The sequence below is a fragment of the Falsiroseomonas frigidaquae genome (assembly GCF_012163145.1).
In the GTDB taxonomy this organism is placed as follows: Bacteria; Pseudomonadota; Alphaproteobacteria; order Acetobacterales; family Acetobacteraceae; genus Falsiroseomonas; species Falsiroseomonas frigidaquae.
The window spans coordinates 347,263-369,980 of record NZ_JAAVTX010000004.1 but is presented as its reverse complement, the minus strand read 5'-3'; the positions used below and the strand labels follow the sequence as shown (position 1 = coordinate 369,980).

General features: G+C 68.1%; 23 protein-coding genes. 14 read left to right on the top strand and 9 right to left on the bottom strand.

Going from position 1 to position 22,718, the window contains the following annotated elements; all coding sequences use genetic code 11:
* Positions 1-9: 9 nt before the first annotated feature.
* The 3 genes from HB662_RS14325 to HB662_RS14315 all read left to right on the top strand — a co-directional run bounded on the left by HB662_RS14325 (position 10) and on the right by HB662_RS14315 (position 3,624).
* A complete protein-coding gene (locus tag HB662_RS14325) occupies positions 10-1,065 on the top strand; it encodes a ligase-associated DNA damage response exonuclease (RefSeq protein ID WP_168050491.1) in 1,056 nt (351 codons plus the stop codon).
* A 112-nt stretch (positions 1,066-1,177) separates the two neighbouring features.
* Positions 1,178-2,788 (top strand): cisplatin damage response ATP-dependent DNA ligase, encoded by a 1,611-nt coding sequence (locus HB662_RS14320; protein WP_168050490.1) that lies wholly within the window; start codon positions 1,178-1,180, stop codon positions 2,786-2,788.
* Between the two features lie 53 nt (positions 2,789-2,841).
* Positions 2,842-3,624 carry an HpcH/HpaI aldolase family protein gene (locus tag HB662_RS14315; protein ID WP_168050489.1) on the top strand — a complete coding sequence of 261 codons (783 nt, stop codon included), beginning with the start codon at positions 2,842-2,844 and terminating at the stop codon, positions 3,622-3,624.
* 25 nt (positions 3,625-3,649) lie between these two features.
* Here the strand turns inward: HB662_RS14315 and glsA are convergent, their stop codons facing one another.
* A complete protein-coding gene (glsA, locus tag HB662_RS14310; RefSeq protein WP_209443289.1) occupies positions 3,650-4,612 on the bottom strand; it encodes a glutaminase A in 963 nt (320 codons plus the stop codon).
* Positions 4,613-4,792: 180 nt separating this feature from the next.
* Here glsA and HB662_RS14305 point away from each other — a divergent pair, with 180 nt between their 5' ends.
* From HB662_RS14305 to bfr, 3 genes are all read left to right on the top strand, one after another.
* Complete coding sequence (locus HB662_RS14305; RefSeq protein WP_168050487.1) at positions 4,793-5,827, top strand: Fe(3+) ABC transporter substrate-binding protein; 1,035 nt, start codon at positions 4,793-4,795, stop codon at positions 5,825-5,827.
* 85 nt (positions 5,828-5,912) lie between these two features.
* Positions 5,913-6,089: a (2Fe-2S)-binding protein gene (locus HB662_RS14300; RefSeq protein WP_168050486.1), complete on the top strand. Its 177-nt coding sequence runs from the start codon at positions 5,913-5,915 to the stop codon at positions 6,087-6,089.
* A gap of 48 nt (positions 6,090-6,137) precedes the next feature.
* Positions 6,138-6,620: a bacterioferritin gene (gene bfr, locus HB662_RS14295; RefSeq protein ID WP_168050485.1), complete on the top strand. Its 483-nt coding sequence runs from the start codon at positions 6,138-6,140 to the stop codon at positions 6,618-6,620.
* A gap of 39 nt (positions 6,621-6,659) precedes the next feature.
* Here the strand turns inward: bfr and HB662_RS14290 are convergent, their stop codons facing one another.
* Complete coding sequence (locus tag HB662_RS14290) at positions 6,660-7,154, bottom strand: hypothetical protein (RefSeq protein WP_168050484.1); 495 nt, start codon at positions 7,152-7,154, stop codon at positions 6,660-6,662.
* Positions 7,155-7,234: 80 nt separating this feature from the next.
* On the bottom strand, positions 7,235-8,011 hold the full coding sequence (locus HB662_RS14285; protein WP_209443288.1) for an AraC family transcriptional regulator: 777 nt from the start codon (positions 8,009-8,011) through the stop codon (positions 7,235-7,237).
* Positions 8,012-8,105: 94 nt separating this feature from the next.
* Between HB662_RS14285 and HB662_RS14280 the strand changes: the two genes are divergently transcribed.
* A complete protein-coding gene (locus HB662_RS14280) occupies positions 8,106-8,849 on the top strand; it encodes a sulfite exporter TauE/SafE family protein (RefSeq protein ID WP_168050483.1) in 744 nt (247 codons plus the stop codon).
* On the opposite strand, the gene HB662_RS14275 is transcribed toward HB662_RS14280, so the two are convergent.
* The 5 genes from HB662_RS14275 to HB662_RS14255 all read right to left on the bottom strand — a co-directional run bounded on the left by HB662_RS14275 (position 8,846) and on the right by HB662_RS14255 (position 12,939).
* Positions 8,846-9,085, bottom strand: a complete 240-nt coding sequence (locus HB662_RS14275) for a hypothetical protein (RefSeq protein WP_168050482.1) — start codon at positions 9,083-9,085, stop codon at positions 8,846-8,848. The genes HB662_RS14280 and HB662_RS14275 overlap by 4 nt on opposite strands.
* A complete protein-coding gene (locus HB662_RS14270) occupies positions 9,082-10,629 on the bottom strand; it encodes an ABC transporter permease (RefSeq protein WP_342449512.1) in 1,548 nt (515 codons plus the stop codon). Before HB662_RS14270 ends, HB662_RS14275 begins: the two co-directional genes overlap by 4 nt.
* 134 nt (positions 10,630-10,763) lie before the next feature.
* Positions 10,764-11,396, bottom strand: a complete 633-nt coding sequence (locus HB662_RS14265; protein ID WP_168050481.1) for a flavin reductase family protein — start codon at positions 11,394-11,396, stop codon at positions 10,764-10,766.
* Between the two features lie 83 nt (positions 11,397-11,479).
* Positions 11,480-11,836, bottom strand: coding sequence for a hypothetical protein (locus tag HB662_RS14260; RefSeq protein WP_168050480.1), 357 nt, complete (start codon positions 11,834-11,836; stop codon positions 11,480-11,482).
* 125 nt (positions 11,837-11,961) lie between these two features.
* Complete coding sequence (locus HB662_RS14255; RefSeq protein ID WP_168050479.1) at positions 11,962-12,939, bottom strand: 2-hydroxyacid dehydrogenase; 978 nt, start codon at positions 12,937-12,939, stop codon at positions 11,962-11,964.
* 111 nt (positions 12,940-13,050) lie between these two features.
* Here HB662_RS14255 and HB662_RS14250 point away from each other — a divergent pair, with 111 nt between their 5' ends.
* The 7 genes from HB662_RS14250 (at position 13,051) to HB662_RS14220 (ending at position 22,375) form a co-directional block, all read left to right on the top strand.
* Positions 13,051-13,842, top strand: a complete 792-nt coding sequence (locus HB662_RS14250) for an SDR family oxidoreductase (protein WP_168050478.1) — start codon at positions 13,051-13,053, stop codon at positions 13,840-13,842.
* 44 nt (positions 13,843-13,886) lie between these two features.
* The gene (locus HB662_RS14245) at positions 13,887-15,149 is read left to right on the top strand and encodes a hydantoinase/carbamoylase family amidase (RefSeq protein ID WP_168050477.1); all 1,263 of its coding nucleotides are present in this window, start codon (positions 13,887-13,889) and stop codon (positions 15,147-15,149) included.
* Between the two features lie 28 nt (positions 15,150-15,177).
* On the top strand, positions 15,178-16,488 hold the full coding sequence (locus HB662_RS14240) for a hypothetical protein (protein WP_168050476.1): 1,311 nt from the start codon (positions 15,178-15,180) through the stop codon (positions 16,486-16,488).
* Between the two features lie 13 nt (positions 16,489-16,501).
* Positions 16,502-18,583, top strand: coding sequence for a hydantoinase/oxoprolinase family protein (locus HB662_RS14235; protein WP_168050475.1), 2,082 nt, complete (start codon positions 16,502-16,504; stop codon positions 18,581-18,583).
* A gap of 121 nt (positions 18,584-18,704) precedes the next feature.
* Positions 18,705-19,568 carry a GIY-YIG nuclease family protein gene (locus HB662_RS14230; RefSeq protein ID WP_168050474.1) on the top strand — a complete coding sequence of 288 codons (864 nt, stop codon included), beginning with the start codon at positions 18,705-18,707 and terminating at the stop codon, positions 19,566-19,568.
* Complete coding sequence (locus HB662_RS14225; RefSeq protein WP_168050473.1) at positions 19,565-21,226, top strand: hydantoinase B/oxoprolinase family protein; 1,662 nt, start codon at positions 19,565-19,567, stop codon at positions 21,224-21,226. Before HB662_RS14230 ends, HB662_RS14225 begins: the two co-directional genes overlap by 4 nt.
* A gap of 129 nt (positions 21,227-21,355) precedes the next feature.
* Positions 21,356-22,375, top strand: a complete 1,020-nt coding sequence (locus HB662_RS14220; RefSeq protein WP_168050472.1) for a serine hydrolase domain-containing protein — start codon at positions 21,356-21,358, stop codon at positions 22,373-22,375.
* A gap of 37 nt (positions 22,376-22,412) precedes the next feature.
* On the opposite strand, the gene HB662_RS14215 is transcribed toward HB662_RS14220, so the two are convergent.
* Positions 22,413-22,601, bottom strand: coding sequence for a hypothetical protein (locus HB662_RS14215; protein WP_168050471.1), 189 nt, complete (start codon positions 22,599-22,601; stop codon positions 22,413-22,415).
* Positions 22,602-22,718 lie beyond the last annotated feature (117 nt).

Sequence of the window (22,718 nt, the reverse complement as noted above, 5' to 3'; positions counted from 1 at the left end):
GAAAGCTGGATGCGCGTGACCCCGCAGGGCCTGTACTGCGTGCCCGGCGACTTCTTCATCGACCCCGGCCGCGCCGTGCCTCGCGCCATCATCACCCACGGCCACGCAGACCACGCCCGCCCCGACCACGACCATGTGCTGGCGAGCGCCGAGACCCTCGGCATCATGCAGGCGCGGATGGGCGAGGGCCGGGCCGGGCGGCAGCGCCAGGTGGCGGTGCCTGGCGAGGTGGTGCGGCACAGGGATGTCGAGATCCGCCTGGTGCCGGCGGGGCATGTGCTCGGATCCTGCCAGGTTGTGCTGGACTGGCAGGGCAGCCGCATCGTCATCTCCGGCGACTACAAGCGCCGCCGCGACCCGACCTGCGCGCCGTTCGAGCCGGTGACCTGCGATGTCTTCGTGACCGAGGCGACCTTCGGCCTGCCGGTGTTCCGCCACCCCGATGCGGCGGCGGAGGTGGCGCGGCTGCTGGAAAGCCTGCGGCTGTTCCCGGACCGGGCGCATCTGGTCGGCGTCTATGCGCTGGGCAAGGCGCAGCGGCTGATCGCGCTGCTGCGGGAGGCCGGCTGGGACCGCACCATCTACCTGCATGGCGCGCTGCTGAAGCTGTGCGAATTGTACGAGGCGTTCGGCGTGAAGCTCGGCCCGCTGGCGCCGGTGCCGGCACCTGCGAAGCGCGGCGCGGGCGGGTTGCTGGCGGGGGAGGTGGTGCTGGCGCCGCCGAGCGCGGAGGCCACCGCCTGGATACGCCGCCTGGCGGAGCCGCTGGTCTGCGCCGCCTCCGGCTGGATGCGGGTGCGCCAGCGGGCCAAGGCGCGCGGCGTGGAACTGCCGCTGATCATCTCCGACCATGCCGATTGGGACGAGCTGCTGGCCACCATCGATGAGGTGCAGGCGCCCGAGATCTGGGTGACGCATGGCCGCGACGACGCGCTGGTGCATGCCATGGCGCTGCGCGGCCTGCGCGGCCGGGCGCTGCACCTGCTCGGCCGCGGCGAGGAGGATGAGGACCCGGTCCCGCCCGAAACGGCACCGGCCGAGACAGCGACGGAGCAGATCGCGTGACGTCGCATCGCGACCTGCGGCGGCCACCGGCCGCCGAGGCGCCGGACGGCGCCCGCCGCAAGTGCGGCGAGCCAAGCCGGCAGAGCCGGCGCCCGGCGCTTGAGGGCACGCCGTGACTCTCCCAGCGTTTGCCTATCTCCTTGAACGCCTCGCCTTCACGCCGGGGCGGCTCGCAAAGCTGGCGCTGCTGCGGCAGTGGTTCGCGACGCAGCCGGACCCGGACCGGGGCATCGGGCTGGCCGCCCTGACAGGGGAGCTGGTGTTCCGCGCCGCAAAACCCGGCCTGGTGCGGGAATTGGTGGCGGCGCGCACCGACCCGGTGCTGTTCGACCTGTCCTATGACTATGTCGGCGACCTTGCGGAAACCGTGGCGCTGATCTGGCCGCCGCGGGCCGGCGTCAATGCGCCGCCACCCGGCTTGGCGGAGGTGGTGGAGGCGATCGAGATCACGCCGAAGGCGGCGCTGCCGGAGCTGCTGGCCGGCTGGCTGGATGCGCTGGATGCCAATGGGCGGTTGGCGCTGATCAAGCTGGTCACCGGCGGGCTTCGCGTCGGCGTCTCCGCGCGGCTGGCGAAGACCGCGCTGGCCGAATGGGCCGGGCAGGATGTGGCGGAGGTGGAGGAGGTCTGGCACGGCCTGACGCCCCCCTATCTCGACCTGTTCGCCTGGCTCACCGGCCAGGGGCCGCGTCCCTCCTCCGAGGATCGCCCGGTGTTCCGCCCGCTGATGCTGGCGCATCCGCTGGAGGAGCCGGATTTCCCCTCCATCGGGCCGGAGACGCACCGCGCCGAATGGAAATGGGACGGCATCCGCGTGCAGCTCTCGGCAACGCCCGGCGGCCGCGCCCTGTGGTCGCGCGGCGCGGAGGACATCTCGGGCGGCTTCCCCGAGATCCTCGCCGCGATGGACTTTCGGGCCGTGCTGGACGGCGAATTGCTGGTGATGCGGGACGGCGAGGTCGCGCCCTTCGCCGATCTGCAGCAGCGCCTGAACCGCAAGGTGGTCAGCCAGAAGATGCAGGCGACGCACCCCGTCGGCGTGCGGCTGTACGACATCCTGTTCGACGGCGATGAGGATCTGCGCGCGCTGCCCTTCGACGCACGCCGCGCCCGGCTGGAGGGCTGGTTCGCCCGCACCCGCCCCGGTCGCATGGACCTGTCCGAGCTGATCCCCTTCGCCAGCATGGCGGAGCTGGAGGCGATCCGCGCCGGCGCCCGCGAAGCGGCGATCGAGGGGCTGATGCTGAAGCGCGCGGATAGCGAATACGCCGCCGGGCGGCAGAAGGGGAAATGGTGGAAGTGGAAGCGCGCGCCGCTCGGGGTCGATGCGGTGTTGATGTATGCCCAGCGCGGCCACGGCAAGCGCAGCAGCTTCTATTCCGACTTCACCTTCGGCCTGTGGCGCCCGGACGGGCAGGGCGGGCAGGAGCTGGTGCCGGTGGGCAAGGCCTATTCCGGCTATACCGACCAGGAATTGCTGTGGATCGACCGCTGGATCCGCAACAACACCACCGCCCGCTTCGGCCCGGTGCGGGAGGTGGAGAAATCCCTGGTCATCGAGGTGATCTTCGACGCCGCGCAGCGCAGCGGCCGGCATAAATCCGGCGTCGCCCTGCGCTTCCCCCGCATCGCCCGGCTGCGCACCGACAAGCCGGCGGAGGAAGCGGACCGGCTGGCGACGCTGGAGGCGATGATCGTGGGGGAGGAAGCGGCGGCGGATTGACCCGGCGCGGGGTGGCATGGTGGCCTGCCGCCGCTCGGGAAGGAAAAAGCACCATGCCGCTCGTCCAGAACCATGTCCGCCGCCGCCTGGCCGAAGGCGGCCTCGCCCTCGGCTTCGGGGTGCATCATCTGCGCGGCAGCGCCATCGGCATGATCGCGCAGGCGACCGGCTTCGACTGGCTGTTCATCGACATGGAGCATGGCGCGATGAGCGTGGACGATGCCTCGCGCATCGCCGTCGCCGCGCTCGGCCAGGGCATCACGCCGATCGTGCGGGTCTGCAAGGACGCGCTGCATGAGGGCACGCGCTGCCTCGACAATGGCGCCATGGGGGTGGTGGTGCCGCATGTGGACACGGCGGAGGAGGCGCAGGCGGTGGTCCGCGCCTATCGCTTCCCGCCCACCGGCGAGCGGAGCTGGGGCGGGCCGCCCTTCGCCTATGGCCTCGGCCCGGTGAATGCCGCCGCGGCGCAGGCGGAGCTGAATGCGGAAATCCTGGTGGCGGTGATGATCGAGACGCCGCAGGCGGTGGCGAATGCGGAGGCGATCGCGGCGGTGCCGGGGGTGGATGTGCTGATGTTCGGCACCAGCGACCTGACGGCGACGATGGGCATCCCCGGCCAGATCGGCCACCCGGATGTGCGCGCCGCCTATGCCCGGGTCGGCGCCGCCTGCGCCGCGCAGGGCAAGGTGATGGGCATGGGCGGCGTCTATGACGAGAAGGTGGCGCCGGACTACATCGCGCTCGGCGCGCGCTTCATCCTCGGCGGCAACGACCACTCCTTCGTCATGGCCGGCGCGGCGCAGCGGGCGGCTTTCCTGCGCGGGCTTGGCTGAACGGTCACGCGCCCGGCGGATGGTTTCACCCGCCGGGCGTCAGCGCCTCCAGCAGCCGCGAGCCAGCATTGGTCGCGTCGAAGGCGTGCAGGCCGAGTTCCTCGGACAGCGCCTCGCAGGCCAGCAGGCCGCGCAAGGGATTGCCCTCCGCATCCAGCCGTGGGGAGAAGACGCCGAGGCCGAGCTGGCGGTTCACCACCGCAACCACGCCACCGCCGACGCCGCTTTTGGCCGGCAGGCCGACCCGGCAGGCCCAGTCCCCCGCGCCATCGTAGAAGCCGCAGGTGAACATGACGGAGAGCGTGTCCCGCACCGCCTCCACGCCGAACACCTCGGCGCCGGTCAGCGGGTTGCTGCCGATGGCGGCCAGTGTGCCGGCCATCACCGCCAGGTCGCGGGCGGTGACGCGCAGCGCGCATTGGCGAAAATACACATCCACCACCCGGACAGGATCGGCGCGGAACACGCCGGCGGCGCGCAGCAGATAGGCGATGGCGCGGTTGCGGTCGCCGGTCGCGGCCTCCGAGTCATGCACCGCCGAATCCAGCTCCAGCGTCGCCCCCGCGGCCAGCGACAGGCGCGCCTGCAGCGTCGGGAAGGCGCGGTCGCCCAGCGCATCGGTCAGTAGCCCGGCCACCGCGATCGCGCCGGCATTGACCATCGGGTTGAAGGGGCGACGGGTACGCGGGTCCAGCTCGATGGTGTTGAAGGGGTCGCCCACCGGCTGCACGCCGACCGCATCCCGCACCGCGCGGCGGCCCAGCAGGTCTAGCGCAAGGGCATAGGCGAAGGGCTTGCTGACGGATTGGATGGTGAAGGGGTGGCGTGAATCGCCCACCTCCATCAACTTTCCCGTGCTGCTCAGCGCAGCCAGGCCGAACAGGTCCGGCGGCATGGCGGCAAGCGCCGGAATGTAGCTGGCGACCTGGCCCTCGTGGCGCGGCAGCAGGCGCGCATGCACCGCCTGCATCGCGTGGTGCAGCGGCATGCGCAACTTCGTCCTCGTCATTGGCGTCCGGTCCTGGCTGTGGGTCAGCAGGCCGTGCGCGTTTCCCGGGTGGACAATAGGGCTGCACGGGACGGGCGCAAGGCGCTCCAGTTGCGCTTGCGAACGCCTCGCAATTGCGGTAGGTCTCCCGCCACGCAACGTACAAGAGGCTCCTCAGCAATGCGCCGCCGCCATCTGCTCTCGATGCTCCCCGTGCTCGGGCTCGCCGTCTTCTCTCCTGCCGTGCTGGCCCAGGGGCAGGAACTGAACCTGTACTCCTCCCGCCACTACGACACGGACCGGGAGCTGTACGACGCCTTCACGCGCGAGACCGGCATCCGGGTGCGGCTGATCGAAGGCGATGCGGACCAGCTCATCCAGCGCATCCGGACCGAGGGCGCGAACAGCCCCGCCGATGTGCTGATCACGGTGGACGCCGCCCGCCTGGCGCGCGCAAAGGAAGCCGGCATCCTGCAGCCGACCCGCAGCGAAGTGCTGGAAAGCCGCATCCCGGCCAATCTGCGCGACCCGGAGGGCCACTGGTTCGGCGTCTCCAAGCGGGCCCGCGTCATCATGTATGACCGCCAGGCCGGCCGGCCGGAGGGTCTCAACCGCTTCGAGGACCTGGCCGACCCGCGCTTCCGCGGCCAGATCTGCATCCGGTCCTCCTCCAACCCCTACAACACCTCGCTCACCGGATCCGTGCTGGCGGCCAATGGGCCGGAGGCGACGGAAGCCTGGGCGCGCGGCCTGGTCGCCAACATGGCCCGCCCGCCGCAGGGCGGCGACCGCGACCAGTTCCGCGCCATCCCGTCCGGCCAGTGCAAGCTGGCGATCGCCAACACCTACTACCTCGGCAACATGATGACCTCCGCCCGCGCCGAGGACCGTGCCATCGCGGAGCGCATCGGCGTGATCTTCCCGAACCAGGGCGAGGGCGACCGCGGCGCGCATGTGAACATCTCCGGCGCCGGCGTGGTGCGTACCGCGCCGAATGCCGCCGCGGCGCGGCGCTTCATCGAGTACCTGACCAGCCCGCGGGCGCAGGAGATCTTCGCGGTGGGCAACATGGAATATCCGGTGGTCGCCGATGCGCCGGTGCACCCGGTGCTGGCCGCCTTCGGTGAATTCCGCGAGGACCGGCTCAATGCCGGAACCTACGGCGCCAATGCGGCCGAAGCCCTGCGGATCATGCAGCGGGCCGGCTGGCGGTAAGCCGGCCACAACCGGGGCGGGATGAAATCCCGCCCCATGACACCCATTCAGTTGCGAAACTCAGGCTGCGAAAAGGGCGGGCTGCATGTATATCTGCATCTGCAATGCGCTGACGGACAAGCAGATCGCCGCCGCCCTGGCGTCGGGTGCCGACCGTCCGCATGATGTCTACGCGGCTTGCGGCTGCCGCGCCCAATGCGGCGGCTGCACGGGGACCATCCTTTCGATGGTCCGCGCGGGGTGCGGCGGCGGCGGAAAGTAGACGCCCCTTCCGCGTTCCGGCCGGACCACCGGTCAGGAGGATGCGGATTTGCGCGACGCCAAGGTCATCGAGTACCTCAACCTGCAGCTCACCAACGAGCTGACTGCGATCAACCAGTATTTCCTGCATTCCCGGACGCTGCGGCACTGGGGCGTGACCAAGCTGGCACGCAAGGAATACGAGGAATCGATCGAGGAGATGAAGCACGCGGACTGGCTGATCGAGCGCATCCTGTTCCTCGGCGGCCTGCCCAATGTGCAGCGGCTGAACCAGGTGCTGGTCGGCCAGAACGTGCAGGAAATCCTCGAATGCGACCTGAAGCTCGAGGAGAAGGCGCTGGTCGACCTGCGTGACGGCATCGCCCACAGCGAATCCGTGCGCGACTACGTCTCCCGCGACCTCATGCTGAAGATCCTGGCGAATGAGGAGGAGCACGAGGATTTCCTCGACCGCCAGTTCGACCTGATCCGCCAGATCGGCATCGAGCGCTACATCCTGCTGAACAGCGACGCGGCGCCCGACCAGGAATAGGGCTGGCGGGGGGCCTGCCCCGGCGGCCCCCCTCGGTCTTCAGCGGATATTGGTGATGATGCCGCTGCCGGTGTTGTAGAACTTCGCCGAGGCATTGCTCAGCTGCATGTCCATCTGGGCGAGTTCCAATGACATGGCCGTAAGCCGCTGCCAGTCGGCCGCGGCTTCCGTCGTCATCAGCTCCAGCCGCTCCTGCACCGATTCCATCAGCGTTCCGAACTGGCTGGCGGACCAGGTGCCATCGGCCTCCTGATCCGGCGCGATGCCCTGCGCGGTCAGCCATTCCTGGACATCCAGCTGCCGCCCCTGGCCATCGACGAAGCTGCCAAGCGGAGCCTCGCCCTGATCGCCGGGATTGGCCTGGGTCAGGCTTTCCAGCACCCGGCCGAAATCAGCCATCAGTGCCTTGTCCTCCATGAATTCCTTCGCGAAGGCGTTCACGCCGGCAAGGAGCGCGGCGTAGTCGTCCATGGTCACGCCACCTGTGACGCCAGCCAGTGCTGCGTCGTCGAGGGGCACGGGGCGGTCGACCATGGGGCCGGTCTCCTGTTGATCGCCTCCAAAATGCGGAATCGCCGCGGCAAGGCAAGTCCCGGGATCCATCCCGCCGCGCGTCATCCGGCGAGCCGCGCCCAGCTCTGCGGCGACATGCCGACCAACTGGCTGAACATGGCGGTGAAGGCGGCCGGGCTGGCATAGCCGAGGTCGAGCGCCACGGCCGTCACCCTTTCCCCAGCCGCCAGCCGTGGCAGGGCGGCCTGGAGACAGGCGCGGCGTTGCCATTCGCGAAAGCTCAGCCCGGTCTCGGCGCGGAACAGCCGGGTGAAGCCGCGCCGGCTCATCCCCAGGGCGCCGCACCAATCCTCAGTCTCCTCGCCGATATCGGGGCGGGCGCAGAAGCGCCGGCAGGCGGCGGCGAGGCGTGGCTCGGCGGGGGCGGGCAGGCAGAAGGGCAAGGGCGGCGCCTGCGCCAATTCCGCCAGCAGCAGCCCGACCAGATGCGCGGCGCGGCCCTCGGACGGATACTCCAGCGGCAGGTCCACCGCGGCGATCAGCAATTGCCGCAGCAGGGGCGCGACGCCGAGCACCTGGCAGGTCCCCGGCAGGCGCGCCGCCGCCTCCGGCTCCAGATAGACGCTGCGCGTCGCGACGGCGCCGAGCATGCGGATGGAATGGACGATGCCGCCCGGGATCCAGACGCCAGCCTGGGGCGGCACCACCCAGCCGCCGGTTTCCGTGGCGACCATCATGATGCCGCGCTCGGCATGCAGGAACTGGCCGCGGCGATGCGCATGGGCCGGATGCAGATGGCCGTCGGGATAGTCGTTGCCCACGGCGATCAAGGGCCGGGGCGTCGCCTCATGCTCCGCCGCCCGCGCATGTCGCACCATGCCCACCCCCGATCATTCCTGACCTGCACGCGAATGCGGGCCGGCGCCGGCTGGTTAGGATGTCGGGGTCATCGCCACAAGCCGGACTGCCCGCATGAACCCCGCCGACATCGCCTTCCTCGCCGGCGCCGCCTTCTTCACCTCGGCGCTGACCGCGGTGGTGGGGGCAGGCGGCGGCACCGCGCTGATCGCCATCATGCTGCAGGTGCTGCCGCCGGTTGCCGCCATTCCGGTGCATGGCGCGGTGCAACTGGCCTCCAATATCTGGCGGGTGATCCTGCTGCGGGACCGCCTGGTCTGGCCGATCATCTGGCGCTTCGCCCTGCTGATGCCGGCCGGTGTCGCGCTGGGCCTGGTGCTGTTCCAGGGCCTGCCGACCGAGGCGGTGCAGATGCTGATCGGCTGCTTCGTGCTGCTGTCGCTGTTCACCCGGCAGATGAAGCGCTTCCACGACCGGGACCTGCCGCTCTGGGCCTTCGTGCCGGTCGGCTTCGTCACCGGCGCGCTTAACATGGTGGTCGGCGTGATTGCGCCGATCCTCGGCGTGCTGGTGATCCGGCGCGACCTGTCGAAGGAACAGGTGGTGGGCACGCTCGGCGTCTTCGGCGTGGTCGGCAACCTGCTGAAGGTGGCGGGCTTCACCCTGGTCGGCTTCAGCTTCGCGGCCTATGCCAGCACGATATTCTGGATGATCCCAGCCGCGTTGGCCGGCACCACGGTGGGGCAGGTGGCGCTGAGCCGGATGGATGAACGCCACTTCCTGCCGATCTTCCGGCTGGTGCTGGCGGCGCTGGCGCTCAAACTGATCGTCTGGGACGGGCTGGCGCGGCTTATCTAGCCCAGGGCGCGCGCGATCGCGGCACCTTCCTCGGCCGTGCTGCCCTGGGCAGGGCTGCGGCCGGCGCGGCGATACCAGTAGCCGGCATTGGCGTCGTCACCCTCGATCCGGTGCAGCCAGGCATGCACCCAGGCGGCGTCAGCGCCCGGATCGGCCTGGGCGATCTGGTGCGCCGCCTCCCAATCCCCATCCAGGGCAAGGCGGATGGCGCGCAGCAGCGGCTTGGCTTTCGTCATCCCCGTCGCATCCCCCGCACCAGCGCCGCCACCGGCAGCAGCCCGACCAGCACGATGAGCAGCGCGGCGGTGGAGGCTTCCGCCAGCCTTTCATCGGAGGCCAGATTATGAACGCGGACCGCCAGCGTGTCGAAGTCGAAGGGCCGCACGATGAGGGTCGCGGGCAATTCCTTCATGGTGTCGACGAATACCAGCACGCCCGCCGTCATCAGCGCCCCGCGCGCCAGCGGCAGTTCCACGGACCGCACCGCCTGGCCTGGCGTACGGCCGAGCACGCGGGCGGCGCCGAACAGGCTCGGACGGATCCGCGCCAGACCGGATTCCACGGCGGAGAGCGCCACGCCCAGGAAGCGCACCAGATAGGCGAAGACCAGCGCCGCGATGCTGCCCGACAGCAGCAGCCCTGTGGAGATGCCGAAGCGCGCCCGCATCCAGGCATCCAGCGCATTGTCGAAGATCGCGAAGGGCACCAGCGCGCCCACCGCGATGACCGAGCCCGGCAGCGCATAGCCCAGCGCCGCCACCCGGTTGGCCGAGGCCCGCAGGCGGGACGGGTGCAGCCGCTGCCCCCAGGCCAGCAGCGCCGCCAGCGCCACCGCCAGCCCGGCTGTGATTCCGGCCAGCGTCACGGAATTCAGCGCGTAGGGCACGGTGCGGCGCGGGTCCAGCGGGTCGCCGCCCTCCAGCATCAGGCCGAACAGTACCGCGGCGGGGATGACGAAGCCGAGGCAGACCGGCAGGGCGCAGGCCAGGATCGCCGCCGCTTCCTTCCAGCCATGCAGCACCACCGGCCGCAGCGGCGGGCTGCGCGTGGTGGTTGGGTGGAAGCGCCGGCCGCCGCGGGAGGCACGTTCCGCCAGCAGCAGCATGGCGACGAGGCCCATCAGCGCCGTGGCAAGCTGCGCCGCCGCCGGCCGGTCCGCCAAGCCGAACCAGGCATCGTAGATGCCGGTGGTAAAGGTGCGGACGGCGAAATGCTGCACCGTGCCGAAATCCGCCAGCGTCTCCATCAGCACCAGCGCCACGCCACCGGCCAGCGCCGGGCGGGCCATCGGCAGCGCCACATGCAGGAAGGTGCGCGGCAGGCCGTGGCCCAGCGTGCGGCTCGCCTCCAGCAGGCAGACGCTCTGCTGCAGGAAGGCATTACGGCACAGCAGGTAGACATAAGGGTACAGCACCGCGGCCAGCATCAGCGCCGCGCCGGGCAGGCTGCGGATCTCGGGAAACCAGTACTCGCCCCAGCGCAGGCCGGTCACCTCCCGCAGCGTGGTCTGCACCGGCCCCGCTACATCCAGCAGCCAGACATAGGCATAGCCGCAGACATAGGCCGGCATGGCGAGCGGCAGCAGCAGCGCAATCTCGATCAGCCCGCGGCCGCGGAAGGCGCAGCTCGCCACCAGCCAGGCCGTCACTGCCCCCATCCCGGCGGCCATCACGCCGACCAGCACGGCCAGCAGGACGGAATTCACCAGCAGGTCCGGCAGCAGGGTCTGGACGATATGCGCCTGGTCCGCGCCGAGCGGCGCCACCGCCGTGACCAGCACGGCGGCAAGCGGCGCCGCGATCAGCCCGGCCGCGAGCAGCGACGCCCAGGCCCAGGCAGGGGCGAGGCGCCGGCTGCGTGGCGGGCCGGGGCGCTGCCGCTCCGCCGGGAAGCCTTCGAGGGAAAGCGGCTCGCTCAGGCCTTCCGCTCCGCCAGCTGGGCTGCGGTGACGCGCTTCACCTCCAGCCGGTCATCCAGGCGGGTGTACCAGCCGGCGCCATGCATGCGGCCGACCAGGCCGAGGGCCGGGCTGTCGATGTAGCACTTCACGGGGTCCATCACCGCGGCGTCGCGGATATGCATGGCGCGGACCTGGCCGAGCACCATGCTGTGCGCGCCGATCGGGATGGTCTGGAACAGCGTGCATTCCAGCGCCACCGGGCTGTCCGCCAGTCGCGGCGGCGCGACCTTGGTGGAGGGCAGGGTGGCGAGGCCCGCCTGCGACACCTCATCCACCCCGGCGTCGAAATCCGCCGCGGTGATGTTCATGGCCTGCAGGGTGGCCTCGGTGACCAGGCAGATGGTGAACTCGCCGGTCGCGGTGATATTGGCCAGGGTGTCCTTGGCCGCGCCGCTCGGCCGGTTGCCAACGCCGAGCGCCACCACCGGCGGGTCGGAGCCGAAGACGTTGAAGAAGGAATAGGGCGCGGCATTCAGCCGGCCTTCCGCATCCTGCGTCACCACCCAGGCGATCGGCCGGGGCACCACCGTGGAGGTGAGCAGCTTGTAGCGGCTGGCGGCCGGCAGCGCATCGAGGTCGAACAGCATCAACGAGGCTCCGACAGTGAGCCCCGTCTAGTGCCGCCCGCCGCCGCTGCTGTCGAGTGGGCCAGCCCCCCGGGATGGGCGGTTCAGCATTGGCGGCGCTTCGGCACCTGCATCGCGCGCAGTTCCTCCTGCGCCACCAGTTCCGCCGATTCGGCCAGGGCGGCGGTCAGCGGCAGGCCGAGCGAGCGGGCGGCGCTGGCCAGGGCGGCGCCGCACAGCCGCAGGGATTCCAGCGTGCTGACCTGGGCGCGTGGATGCGGTGAGGAGAGCCGGTGTTCCGGCTCCACCATGTCGAAGACGAAGGTGCGGCTGCCATCGTCGTGCCGCGTGACCAGCGGCGTTTCCTGCAGCAGCGCGCGCAGCAATTCCGGATCGGGCAGGGTTTCGAGACGCCCTGCGCGATCATGGACGAACAGGGTGATCCGGGCGACCTGGTTCATGGTTCTCCGTGATCGTCTGGTCAGCTGTGGATGGCGCTTGGCGCCAGCCATCAGCGGAAATGCAACCTTCTCCTAACGAAACTACTTGAGGTTGAATGTCAAGGCGAAACCTATTTTAATCAGGTTCATCCAACCCCATCCGGTGCTGCCATCCCGCGCAGCAGGACCGCGTCCACATTGCCCAGCGCGCGCTGACCCATCGCATCTCGCGTCTCGATGGTAGCGCTGCCGAGATGCGGCAGCAGGGCCACGTTCTCCAGCCCCAGATATCCCGGGAAGACCTTTGGTTCGCCATCGTAGACGTCAAGGCCGGCGGCGCGGATATGGCCGGAGATCAGCGCCTCCACCAGCGCCGCATCGTCCACCGACCCGCCGCGTCCGGTGTTGATCACCAGCGCGCCCTTGCGCATCCAGGACAGGCGTTCCGCATTCAGCCATTTCCGCGTCGCATCGCCGCCCGGCATGTGCATCGACAGGATATCGATGGAGGACAGGAAGCCGCGGTCGTCATCGTGGAAGGTGGCGCCCTGCTCCAGCTCGGCGGGAACGCGCCGCAGGTCGCGGTAGTGGATTTCCATGCGGAAGCCGCGCGCCATGGCGGCCAGTTCACGGCCGATCCGGCCGAAGCCGGCGATGCCCAGGCGCTTGCCCTCCAGCGTCACGCCCATCAGCTGGGTCGGCGCCCAGCCTTCCCACTTGCCGGCGCGGACCATGCGTTCACCCTCACCGGCGCGACGGGCGGCCATCAGCATCAGGGTGAAGGCGCATTCGGCGGTGGCGAAGGACAGCACCTCCGGCGTGTTCGCCACCGTGATGCCGCGCGCCTTCGCGCTGGCGATATCGATGTGGTCGGTGCCGACGGAGAAGGTGGCGATGATCTTCACGCTGTCCGGCAGCGCCTTGATGGTGGCGGCCCCCATCGGGTCCCCGGCCGCGCAGAGGATGCCGGTGGCGCCCACTTCCGCCGCGCGGCGGGCGATCTCGGCGCCGTCCTGGTACCAGGGCTCGTCGCCGCTGTTCAGGCGGGCGTCGTAGTCATGCGCGGCGCGCACCTCGATGGCCTCCGGCAGGCGGCGGGTCAGCAGCAGGACGGGCTTCGGCATGTGGATCGTCTCCCGGGCAGGTTTCCGCCTTGGTAGCAGAGCGGGGGCGGCTTGCCAGCGGGGGCTCCAGGTAGCAGGTTCCGGCCAAGCGACGGATAGGGAACAGCAACGATGGATCTCGGACTCAAGGGCAAGCGGGCTTTGGTGATGGGCGCCTCCAAGGGCCTCGGCCGCTCGATCGCGGACAGCCTGGCGGCCGAAGGTGCGACCGTGGTGGTGAGCGGGCGCGAACAGGCGAAGCTGGATGTGGTGGCGGGCGAGCTGAAGGCCGCCGGCGCCGCCGATGCCTTCGGCGTGCCGGCGAATGTCGCCAATGGCGCGGACATGGACAAGCTGGCCGATGAGGCGGTGCGCCTGATGGGCGGCGTCGATATCCTGGTGCTGAACCATGGCGGCCCGCCGCCCTGCGTCGCCTCCGAGATCACGGATGCCTCGCTGCACACCTGGTTCGAGCAGATGGTCGCCTCGCCGATCCGCATCGCCAACCGGCTGATGCCGGCGATGCGCGAGCGTGGCTGGGGCCGGGTGTTGGTGGTGGGCAGCACCGGCATGCAGCACCCGATTCCGAACCTGGCGCTGTCCAACACGCTGCGCTCGGCGATCTGGGGCTGGCTGAAGACCTATTCGGGCGAGGTGGCCAAGGATGGCGTGACGATGAACGTCATCGCGCCCGGCAGCATCATGACCGACCGCATCATGCAGATGGCCAAGGCGCGCGCCGAGAAGACCGGGGTTTCGCTGGAGGAGGACCTGAAGAAGGTTGGCCAGGAGATTCCGGCCGGGCGCATCGGCCTGCCGGAGGAATTCGGCCCGATGGGCGCCTTCCTCGCCAGCGAGCGCGGCGGCTACATCACCGGCAGCATGATCCGCGTCGATGGCGGCCGCGTTCGGAGCATGCTGTGATCCTGTGATCCGCATCTGCAGCACTTTGTAAGGACACAGCTTCCGTGATCCCGAACCTCTCCCCCGACATCGAACTCGCCACGCGGCTGTTCGATGAGTTGCGCGACGCCAGCTTCGATGGCGTCGGCATCACGCGCGATGCCTATGGCGCGGGCGAACGCCGCGCGCATGAGCAGGTGCGCGCGGCGGCGGAGGGGATCGGGCTGGAATGCCGCACCGACCCCGTCGGCAACCTGCTGATGACGCTGCCGGGCAGCGACCGTGCGGCGAAGCGCGTGCTGCTCGGCAGCCATCTGGACAGCGTGGCGGAGGGCGGCAATTTCGACGGCGCCGCCGGCGTGCTGTGCGGCCTGGCCGCCGTGGCCGGCATGAAGCGCGCCGGCTTCGTGCCGGGGCGGGACGTGACGGTGGTGGCGGTGCGGGCGGAGGAGGCGGGAAGCTGGTTCCCGATCTCCTACCCCGGCTCGCGCGGCGCGCTCGGCCTGCTGAAGCCGGAAGAACTGGCCGTGAAGCGGCAGGATAACGGCCGCTCGCTGGCCGACCATATGCGCGACGAGGGTTTCGATCCCGGCTTCGTCGAGCGCGGCGGCAAGACATTCTCGCCTGATGACACCGCGGCTTTCCTCGAACTGCATATCGAGCAGGGGCCGGTGCTGGAAGGGCAGGGCGTGCCGGTCGGCATCGTCACCGGAATCCCCGGCACGCGCCGGCTGCGCGCGGCGCGCGTGCTGGGCGAGTACAATCATTCGGGCGCCACGCCCCGCAAGTATCGCCGTGATGCCGCGATCGCGCTGGCGGAGCTGGCGCATCGCGTCGATGACCGCTGGGTGGAGCTGGAGGCGCGCGGCCATGCGATGGTCGTCACCTTCTGCGTCATGGGCACGACGGAAGAGGCCGGCTTCACCAAGATCGCCGGCGAGGCGCGTTTCCAGCTCGACGTCCGCAGCGTGAACCCGCGCAGCTGCGACCTGTTGATGGAAACACTGTACGAGGCGGTGCCGGAGATCGAGGCGCGCCGCGGCGTGCGGTTCGAACTCGGCGCCGAGACCACCAGCCGCGCGGCGCCGATGGATGAGGCGATACGCGATGGCCTGGCGCGCGCGGCCGATGCGCTGGGCATCAGGCATCTGGCGATGGCGAGCGGCGCCGGCCATGATGCGGCGGCCTTTGCTATGGCGGGCATCCCGAGCGGGATGATCTTCGTCCGCAACCAGAATGGCAGCCACAATCCGAAGGAAGCGATGCGGATGGACGATTTTGCGGATGCGTGCGCCGTGGTGACACGTTGGGCGATACAGATGCGTTAGCAGTGTGAGCGCGAAAGAAGATTTATTAATGAACCAACTGTTGGCTCAGACCCTTTCTTCGTTCAGACCGCTCGCGTCGACGGCCGTCCAAAGGTCCGCCGCCGCATTACTCGAAAGAAATCCGAACTCGTTCTTTAAGTACGAGCGCGGCATTCTGCGAAAGATTGCGGATCAAGAATATCGGGGGCAGCTTGTTCGCTCACGCTTGATCAACGAGGTCTCGGAGTACCTTAGGCACACGCTGAATGAGGCCTTCACAATTGAAAATCTTAAAGCGCACGAAATGCTGCTTGCTAAAAAATTGATTGGATTCGGAAATTCTGCATTTCTTGAACCTCAGATTCGATTCCAGCTAAGCGCGATAATGTCGCGAAATTTTCAGATGTCGCCATTGTTATCGGGTTATCGAGGAGATGCGCCGAACGTAACGGCGATAGCGGCTGAGGCGGTGATCGAGGCATATCGTGATGTCGTGCGAGACCTACTTCGGCAGGCAGTAGCTGCAAGCGTCCCTGCGCCCGACGTGCCAGAGCAGATTCGTCTGGCTGCATCCGAGGGGGTTAGATTCAAAGTCAATAACGGTCGGTTCGGCATCACCGCCCAGGGTCTTCCGGACGCCAGTGATGAACTGGTTGGGCTGCTGAAGGAGCTCCTGGGAGAACTAAGTTATGTCGAGTCGTCGCTGGCGAATTCACATCCCAGACTTTATGACGCCATCCGAAAATATCGCAAAGAAATCAACAAGAGTTCCCCGTCACCCTTAAGAATTTTTATGTTTGGTGGCGATATCCAGTCCTATATTGCTCGCAGACAGAAGTCGGGGCAGCTACTTGAATTTGTTGATCGGGATGTTGTTGAGCTAGTTGATCAATTTTTAATTAGACATAGTATGCTGATTGGCGCTTCGGCTGAGGTTCTGGCGGTTGCTGAGCAATACGAGAAAATCGCCAGACTTGAGATTGGAAATTTAGGTCTTTTTTTGCCGACCGTGAAGGCTGTTGAAGATTCACCGAATGTTTTCGATGAGCCATCGCGCCTTCTTGCGCAGGAAGTCCAGGCAGAACTAGCTTCGGGAGGTGCAGCGGTTCAGGCTACGGCGGCAGCGGTTTCTCGTGGTTCACTCGCCGCCGTGGGTAGCTTTGCTTTGGATGCTGCCAAGGAAGGGGTGAAGGACGCAATTAAGCGCGAAGTAAGCGACGGGCTGCGTAGCGAAAAACTTTATGGCGAAGCGCAAGCGTTTATCGAGAGGCAGCAAGATCAGCTTGGTGAGCTTGCAAACGAGCTTCCAGGAACCTTCGGCTGGGTAGCAGGCCTCCTTCGTCTTTTTAAACCAGATTGAGATGGAGAAATAATTGAGCTTCCAGGCGCGCCTAGCTGTCGATATCGGCGGCACCTTTACTGATGTGGCCGTCGAGCGTGACGGTGAGCGCTGGACCGGCAAGGTCCTGACCACGCCGCATGCGCCGGAACTTGGCGTGCTGAACGGCGTGAAGCTGGTGATGGACCGCGCTGGCCTGACGCCCGCCGACATCGCGCTGGTCATCCACGGAACCACGCTCGCCACCAATGCGATCATCGAGCGCAAGGGCGCCAAGACCGCGCTGCTGACCACCGATGGTTTTCGCGACGTGCTCGCGCTGGGCAATGAGTCCCGCTATGACCAGTACGACCTCAACATCGACCTGCCGCAGCCGCTGATCCCGCGCCGCTGGCGCCTGACCGTGCCGGAGCGGCTGGACAATGAGGGCCGCATCCTGCTGGCGCTGAATGAGTCCGCAGTGCGGGCGCAGGTGGAAATCATGCGCGCCGAGGGCATCGAGAGCCTGGCGATCGGCTTCCTGCATGCCTTCGTGAATCCGGCGCATGAGAAGCGCGCCGCCGCGATCGTGCATGACATGTGGCCGGAACTGCCGATCTCGTTGTCTTCCGAAGTCTCGCCGGAGATGCGGGAGTGGGAGCGCTTCTCCACCACCGCCGCCAATGCCTATGTGCAGCCGCTGATGGCGAGCTACCTGCGGCGGCTGGAGACGGGCCTCAAGGAAGGCGGCTTCACCTGCCCGCTGTTCATGATGCTGTCGGGCGGCGGCCTCACCACGCTGGACACCGCGGCGCGATTCCCGATCCGCCTGGTGGAATCCGGCCCGGCCGGTGGCGCGATCTTCTCGGCGCATGTCGCGAAGCAGCGCGGCTGGTCCAAGGTGCTGTCCTTCGACATGGGCGGCACGACGGCGAAGGTGTGCCTGATCGACAATTTCGCGCCGCAGGCCAGCCGCACCTTCGAGGTGGCGCGCGTCGGCCGCTTCAAGAAGGGCTCCGGGCTGCCGCTGCGGATTCCGGTGATCGAGATGGTGGAGATCGGCGCCGGTGGTGGCTCGATCGCGCATCTCGATGCGCTGGGCCGCATCCAGGTCGGGCCGGAAAGCGCCGGTGCGGATCCGGGGCCGGCCTGCTATGGCCGCGGCGGCGACAAGCCGGCGGTGACGGATGCGAACCTGGCGCTCGGCCGCTACGAGCCCGACCTGTTTGCCGGCGGCGCGCTGAAGCTGCATGTGCAGCCGGCGCTGGATGCGCTGGATGCGCATGTTGGCCGCGGGCTGGGGCTGGCGCCGGAAATGGCGGGGCTCGGCGTGGTCGAGATGGTGGATGAGAACATGGCCAATGCGGCGCGTGTCCATGCCATCGAATCAGGAAAAGGCTATGGCGGCCGCGGCATCATCGCCTTTGGTGGTGGCGGGCCGGTGCATGGCTATCGCGTGGCGGAGAAGATCGGCGTGGATCGCGTGCTGGTGCCGTCCGGCGCCGGCGTCGGCTCCGCCATCGGATTCCTGCGCGCGCCGGTCGGGTACGAGGTGGTGAAGTCGCTGTACCAGCGGTTCCGGACCTTCGACGTGAATGCGGTGAATGCGCTGCTGGCCGAGATGTCGGCGGAGGCTTCGCGCGTTGTGGCCGAGGGATCCTTCGGCGCGCCGACCGAGGAACACCGCATCGCCTTCATGCGCTATGTCGGCCAGGGCCACGAGATCAACGTGGCGCTGCCTGCGCGGCCGTTGACCGTGCAGGACATCGCCGAAATCCGCGCGGCCTATGATGCCGAGTACACCCGCTTCTACGACCGGCCGGTGCCGGGCAGCGACGTGGAGATCCTGTCCTTCGCCGTGACCGTCGCGACGGTGGCGGATGCGGTGGAGCCTGTCGCACCAGTGGCCGATGCGCAGGCCCCCGCGCCGATCCGCGTGCAGCAGGTGCGCGACACGGCGACGGGGCAGGTGGCGGAATGGAAGGTCTATGACCGCGCCGAAATGCCGGCTGGCGCCACCGTGCCGGGGCCGTGCATCGTCGCGGAAGCCGAGACCAGCACGCTGGTGGGGCCGGGCTGGCGCTGCCGGGTCGATGGGCTAGGTTACCTGGAGCTGTCCCGTGACAAGTATCCGTAGTTCCCGCACACGGCTGATACGCTTAACCCTGCACGAGGGAGACCCGGACGGCCTCAGAACTGCAACCATTGCTGGCAGCACAACCGTCGTCACCAGCTGCCCACTTAGCCGTCTTGCGGCCATGAAGGAGCGCGAGGAAGGCAGCCGTCCGGCGGTCTATTTTTTGTCGGGCGAGAGCGACGGTGTCGACGCCATCTACATTGGCGAATGCGACTCACTGTCCGACCGGTTTCGAGGCAAGCATCATGCCTTAGAAAAGGCCGACTGGCAGCAGATCGCGGTAGCCTCGACAACTGATGAAACCTTCAACAAGGCTCATGCTCGACGAGCAGAACATTTGCTCGTCGAGGTCGCGCGGTCGTTGCGGAGGACGAAGGTATTCACTGATCAAACATCTGCGGGCAAGCTGAGCGATGGTGACGCGGCGTTTGCGCGCGATTTTGCTGATGATGTTGCCTTGCTTGCCGAAATTTTGGGGGTTCGCGTGTTCCGTGGCCGACCATCCCCTATGATTGCGGAAGGAAAATTGAACGAAAAAAATAATGCGACATTGTCGGCTGAAATCGCGAAACGGGAAAATCCTGCGCAGCCCTTCGCCGCAATCAATCCAGGCCACGAGAGCCTGAATGCAGAAATTTTTCGTTTTATCGGCGCACGTGATGTGAGTGCTCAGATGATGGCCGATGGTACTGGTTTCATCCTGCTGGCTGGGTCGGAGCTTAGGAAATCCGTCGGCGGTGCCTGCCCAACATCATCTCTGGCGCTGCGGACAAAATTACACCAATCAGATCTTCTTGAGCAGCACCCCCAGAAGCCAGCCTTCTTAAGACTTAGATCGGATTTCCCGGTTGGAAGTACATCGGCCGCCGCCGCCGTTTTGACCTGTACGTCGCTTCGCGGCCCGCACGTGTGGGAACACGAAGCGACCGGGCAACGGTATGACAAGTGGATTGACGCGCTTCAGAGGACAACAACTCCAACATGACCACCTTTGACGCATTGACAAAAATCCAGCAGCAGATCCAGTGGAACCGCCTGATCGCGGTGGTGGAGGAACAGGCGCAAATCATGATCCGCACCGCCTTCTCCACCACGGTGCGGGAAGCCGGTGACCTGTCTGCCGGCGTCTTCGACCTGCAGGGCCGCATGCTGGCGCAGGCCGTCACCGGCACGCCGGGCCATGTGAACTCCATGATGGAATCGGTCGGCCATTTCCTGGCGAAATTCCCGGCCGAGACGATGAAGCCGGGCGACCACTACATCACCAACGACCCCTGGCTCGGCACCGGCCACCTGCACGACCTCACCGTCGTGACGCCCGCCTTCCAGCGCGGGAAGATCGTGGGGCTCTTCGCCAATACCGCGCATGTCATCGATGTCGGCGGCCTCGGCATGGGCCCCGAGGGCCGCAGCGTCTTCGAGGAAGGGCTGTATATCCCGATCGTCAAATGCTTCGACCAGGGCCAGCCGAACGAGACGCTGTTCGACTTCGTCCGCGTCGGCACCCGCACGCCGGTGGAGCTGGAGGGCGATATCTACTCGCTCTGTGCCTGCAACGATGCCGGCGCCAAGCGGCTGGTCGAGATGCTGGACGAGTTCGGCATGGACAGCCTGGACCCGCTGGCCGCCTACATCTTCGACAGCTCGCTGAAGGCAACGCTGGAGGAAATCGCGAAGCTGCCGCAGGGCACCTACAGCAGCCAGATCACCTCCGATGGCTATGAGGCACCGGTCACGCTGAAGGCGGCGATGACGGTGAAGGCGGATGAGATCGTGGTGGACTACGCCGGCACTTCCGGTCTGTCCGGCCGCGGCATCAACGTGCCCGCCGCCTATTGCCGCGCCTATTCCTGCTTCGGCATCAAGGTGGTGGTGGCGCCCGAGATCCCCAACAACTGGGCCTCGCTCGCGCCCTTCCGCATGGAGATCCCGGAAGGCTGCATCCTGAATGCGCCGCGGCCCTACCCGGTCTCCGTGCGGCACATCGTGGGCCAGTTGCTGCCGGACCTGATGATGGGCTGCCTGCACCATGCGGTGCCGGATCGGGTGAATGCGGAAGGCTCCTCGGCGCTGTGGAATCCGCCATTGCGCGGCGGCGCGCAGGTCTCCGGCGCGGCGGCGGAACTGCCGGATTTCGAGATCATCACCTTCAATTCGGGCGGCACCGGCGCGCGCCCGACCAAGGACGGGCTGGACGGCACCGCCTTCCCCTCCGGCGTGCGCACCATGCCGGTGGAGGCGACGGAAAATGTCGCGCCCGTGATCTTCTGGCAGAACCAGCTGCGGGAGGGTTCGGCCGGTGCCGGCCGCACCCGTGGCGGCTTCGGCAAGATCATGGAGATCGGCACCAAGGGCGAGGCCGAATTCGCCGTGAACGCCATCTTCGACCGCGTGGCCAATGCGCCGAAGGGTCGCGATGGCGGCGGTGATGGCGCGGCAGGCTGGGCCGGCCATACCGATGGCAGCACCATTCGCACCAAGGGCTTCCAGGTGGTCCCCAAGGGCAAGCGGCTGCTGCTGAAGCTGCCCGGCGGCGGCGGCATGGGCGACCCGAAGCAGCGCGACCGGGCGCTGGTGGAGCGGGACGTGGCGGATGGGCTGGTCAGCGCGGCGGAGGCGAAGACGCTCTACGGCGCGGATTGACCGAGGGGCGCGACATCCCGGGCGGGGTGTCGCATCCGCGGAGCCCGTTGCGGTTCCGTAGCCTTTTCAAGGTGTAACCGGCCGCCGCCCGGGCCTTGGGGCCGGCGCCTCGCGGCCCAGATCAGCGGGATGATCCTGATCCGACGTCGCGCCGCGCTCGGCGCCGCTTTGCTGCTGACCGCCCCGCTGCTGGCCAGCCCGACGCCGGCGCGCGCCCAGGCCACGCGCCTGGCCCAGGGCCTCGCCCGCGCCGCCACCACCCCCGGCCTGCGCAGCCTGATCGTGGCGCAGAACGGCACGCCGCTGGCGGAACGCGCCTTCGCCGGCGGCGGGCTGGATCGGCCGGCCAATATCAAATCGGCCTCCAAGACCATCCTGGCCATGCTGGCCGGCATCGCGCTGGAGCGTGGCGTGTTGCGCGACCTGGACCAGACCGTCGCGCCGCTGCTCGCCGGGCGCATCCCGCCGGATGCGGATCCGGCGGTGCGGCAGATCACGCTGCGCCACCTGCTATCCATGCGGGCGGGGCTGGAGCGCACCTCCGGCGCCAATTACGGCGCCTGGGTCGCCAGCCGCGACTGGGTGCGGGATGCGCTGGGCCGGCCGATGGTGGACCGGCCGGGCGGGGCGATGCTGTATTCCACCGGCACCTCCCACATCCTCGGCGCCGCCCTGGCGCGGGCCAGCGGCCGCAGCCTGCGCGACCTGGCGCAGGATTGGCTGTTCGAGCCGCTCGGCCATCGCGTGGGCGATTGGGCGCGGGACCCGCAGGGGCTGCATTTCGGCGGCAACCAGATGGCGCTCTCGCCCCGCGCTTTGCTGGCCTTCGGCGAATGCTGCCGCCAGGGCGGCCGGCATGAGGGCCGCCAGATCATCCCCGAGGCCTTCCTGCGCGAGGCCTGGGTTCCTCAGGCGCGATCTCCCTGGTCCGGCCAATCCTATGGCCTGGGCTGGTGGATCGCGGAGGCGCGGGGCCAGCAGGTGCTCTATGCCTGGGGCTATGGCGGCCAGATGCTCTACATCCTGCCGGAGCTTGGGCTGACCGTGGTGATGATCTCGGACCCGGACGTGCCGCGCCGCAGCGGCCAGGTGCAGACGCGCCATGCCCTGCTGGTGGAGGAGATCCTGCCGGCCTTCCTCGAAGCCTAGCTGGTCGATCGCACGATCCGTCCGGACGGATTTTTCCTTAGTCGTCCGGCGCGCCCTTGGTCTGGTCCGTCACCCCTGGCGGGTCGGGATAAAGGTCCGAGGGCACCTTCGCGTCCGGGTTCCGGGTCGTGCCGCCCCGCTGGACCTTGGCGGCGGTGTCCTTGCTGGATGGGTCGGCGCTGTTCATGCGTTCGCCGGCGCCGGTGGGAAGCTTTTTCTGGGTCATGCGGTAGGAACGCCTCGCGACCGCCCTGGCTCCCTTTCGCGCAGCCGCACGGCTTGGCATGATCGGCCCAGGCCTGAAGTCCGATTGAAGCCTGCCTGAGACCGCCCAGAGACCTGA

Bases quoted from the DNA above. Each gene is read 5' to 3' on its own strand.
- HB662_RS14325 (WP_168050491.1), top strand. From the start codon at position 10: ATGCGCGTGACCCCGCAGGGCCTGTACTGCGTGCCCGGCGACTTCTTC.
- HB662_RS14315 (WP_168050489.1), top strand. From the start codon at position 2,842: ATGCCGCTCGTCCAGAACCATGTCCGCCGCCGCCTGGCCGAAGGCGGC.
- glsA (WP_209443289.1), bottom strand. From the start codon at position 4,612: ATGCCGCTGCACCACGCGATGCAGGCGGTGCATGCGCGCCTGCTGCCG.
- HB662_RS14305 (WP_168050487.1), top strand. From the start codon at position 4,793: ATGCGCCGCCGCCATCTGCTCTCGATGCTCCCCGTGCTCGGGCTCGCC.
- HB662_RS14300 (WP_168050486.1), top strand. From the start codon at position 5,913: ATGTATATCTGCATCTGCAATGCGCTGACGGACAAGCAGATCGCCGCC.
- HB662_RS14290 (WP_168050484.1), bottom strand. From the start codon at position 7,154: ATGGTCGACCGCCCCGTGCCCCTCGACGACGCAGCACTGGCTGGCGTC.
- HB662_RS14285 (WP_209443288.1), bottom strand. From the start codon at position 8,011: ATGGTGCGACATGCGCGGGCGGCGGAGCATGAGGCGACGCCCCGGCCC.
- HB662_RS14280 (WP_168050483.1), top strand. From the start codon at position 8,106: ATGAACCCCGCCGACATCGCCTTCCTCGCCGGCGCCGCCTTCTTCACC.
- HB662_RS14275 (WP_168050482.1), bottom strand. From the start codon at position 9,085: ATGACGAAAGCCAAGCCGCTGCTGCGCGCCATCCGCCTTGCCCTGGAT.
- HB662_RS14265 (WP_168050481.1), bottom strand. From the start codon at position 11,396: ATGCTGTTCGACCTCGATGCGCTGCCGGCCGCCAGCCGCTACAAGCTG.
- HB662_RS14260 (WP_168050480.1), bottom strand. From the start codon at position 11,836: ATGAACCAGGTCGCCCGGATCACCCTGTTCGTCCATGATCGCGCAGGG.
- HB662_RS14255 (WP_168050479.1), bottom strand. From the start codon at position 12,939: ATGCCGAAGCCCGTCCTGCTGCTGACCCGCCGCCTGCCGGAGGCCATC.
- HB662_RS14250 (WP_168050478.1), top strand. From the start codon at position 13,051: ATGGATCTCGGACTCAAGGGCAAGCGGGCTTTGGTGATGGGCGCCTCC.
- HB662_RS14240 (WP_168050476.1), top strand. From the start codon at position 15,178: ATGAACCAACTGTTGGCTCAGACCCTTTCTTCGTTCAGACCGCTCGCG.
- HB662_RS14230 (WP_168050474.1), top strand. From the start codon at position 18,705: ATGAAGGAGCGCGAGGAAGGCAGCCGTCCGGCGGTCTATTTTTTGTCG.
- HB662_RS14225 (WP_168050473.1), top strand. From the start codon at position 19,565: ATGACCACCTTTGACGCATTGACAAAAATCCAGCAGCAGATCCAGTGG.
- HB662_RS14220 (WP_168050472.1), top strand. From the start codon at position 21,356: ATGATCCTGATCCGACGTCGCGCCGCGCTCGGCGCCGCTTTGCTGCTG.
- HB662_RS14215 (WP_168050471.1), bottom strand. From the start codon at position 22,601: ATGACCCAGAAAAAGCTTCCCACCGGCGCCGGCGAACGCATGAACAGC.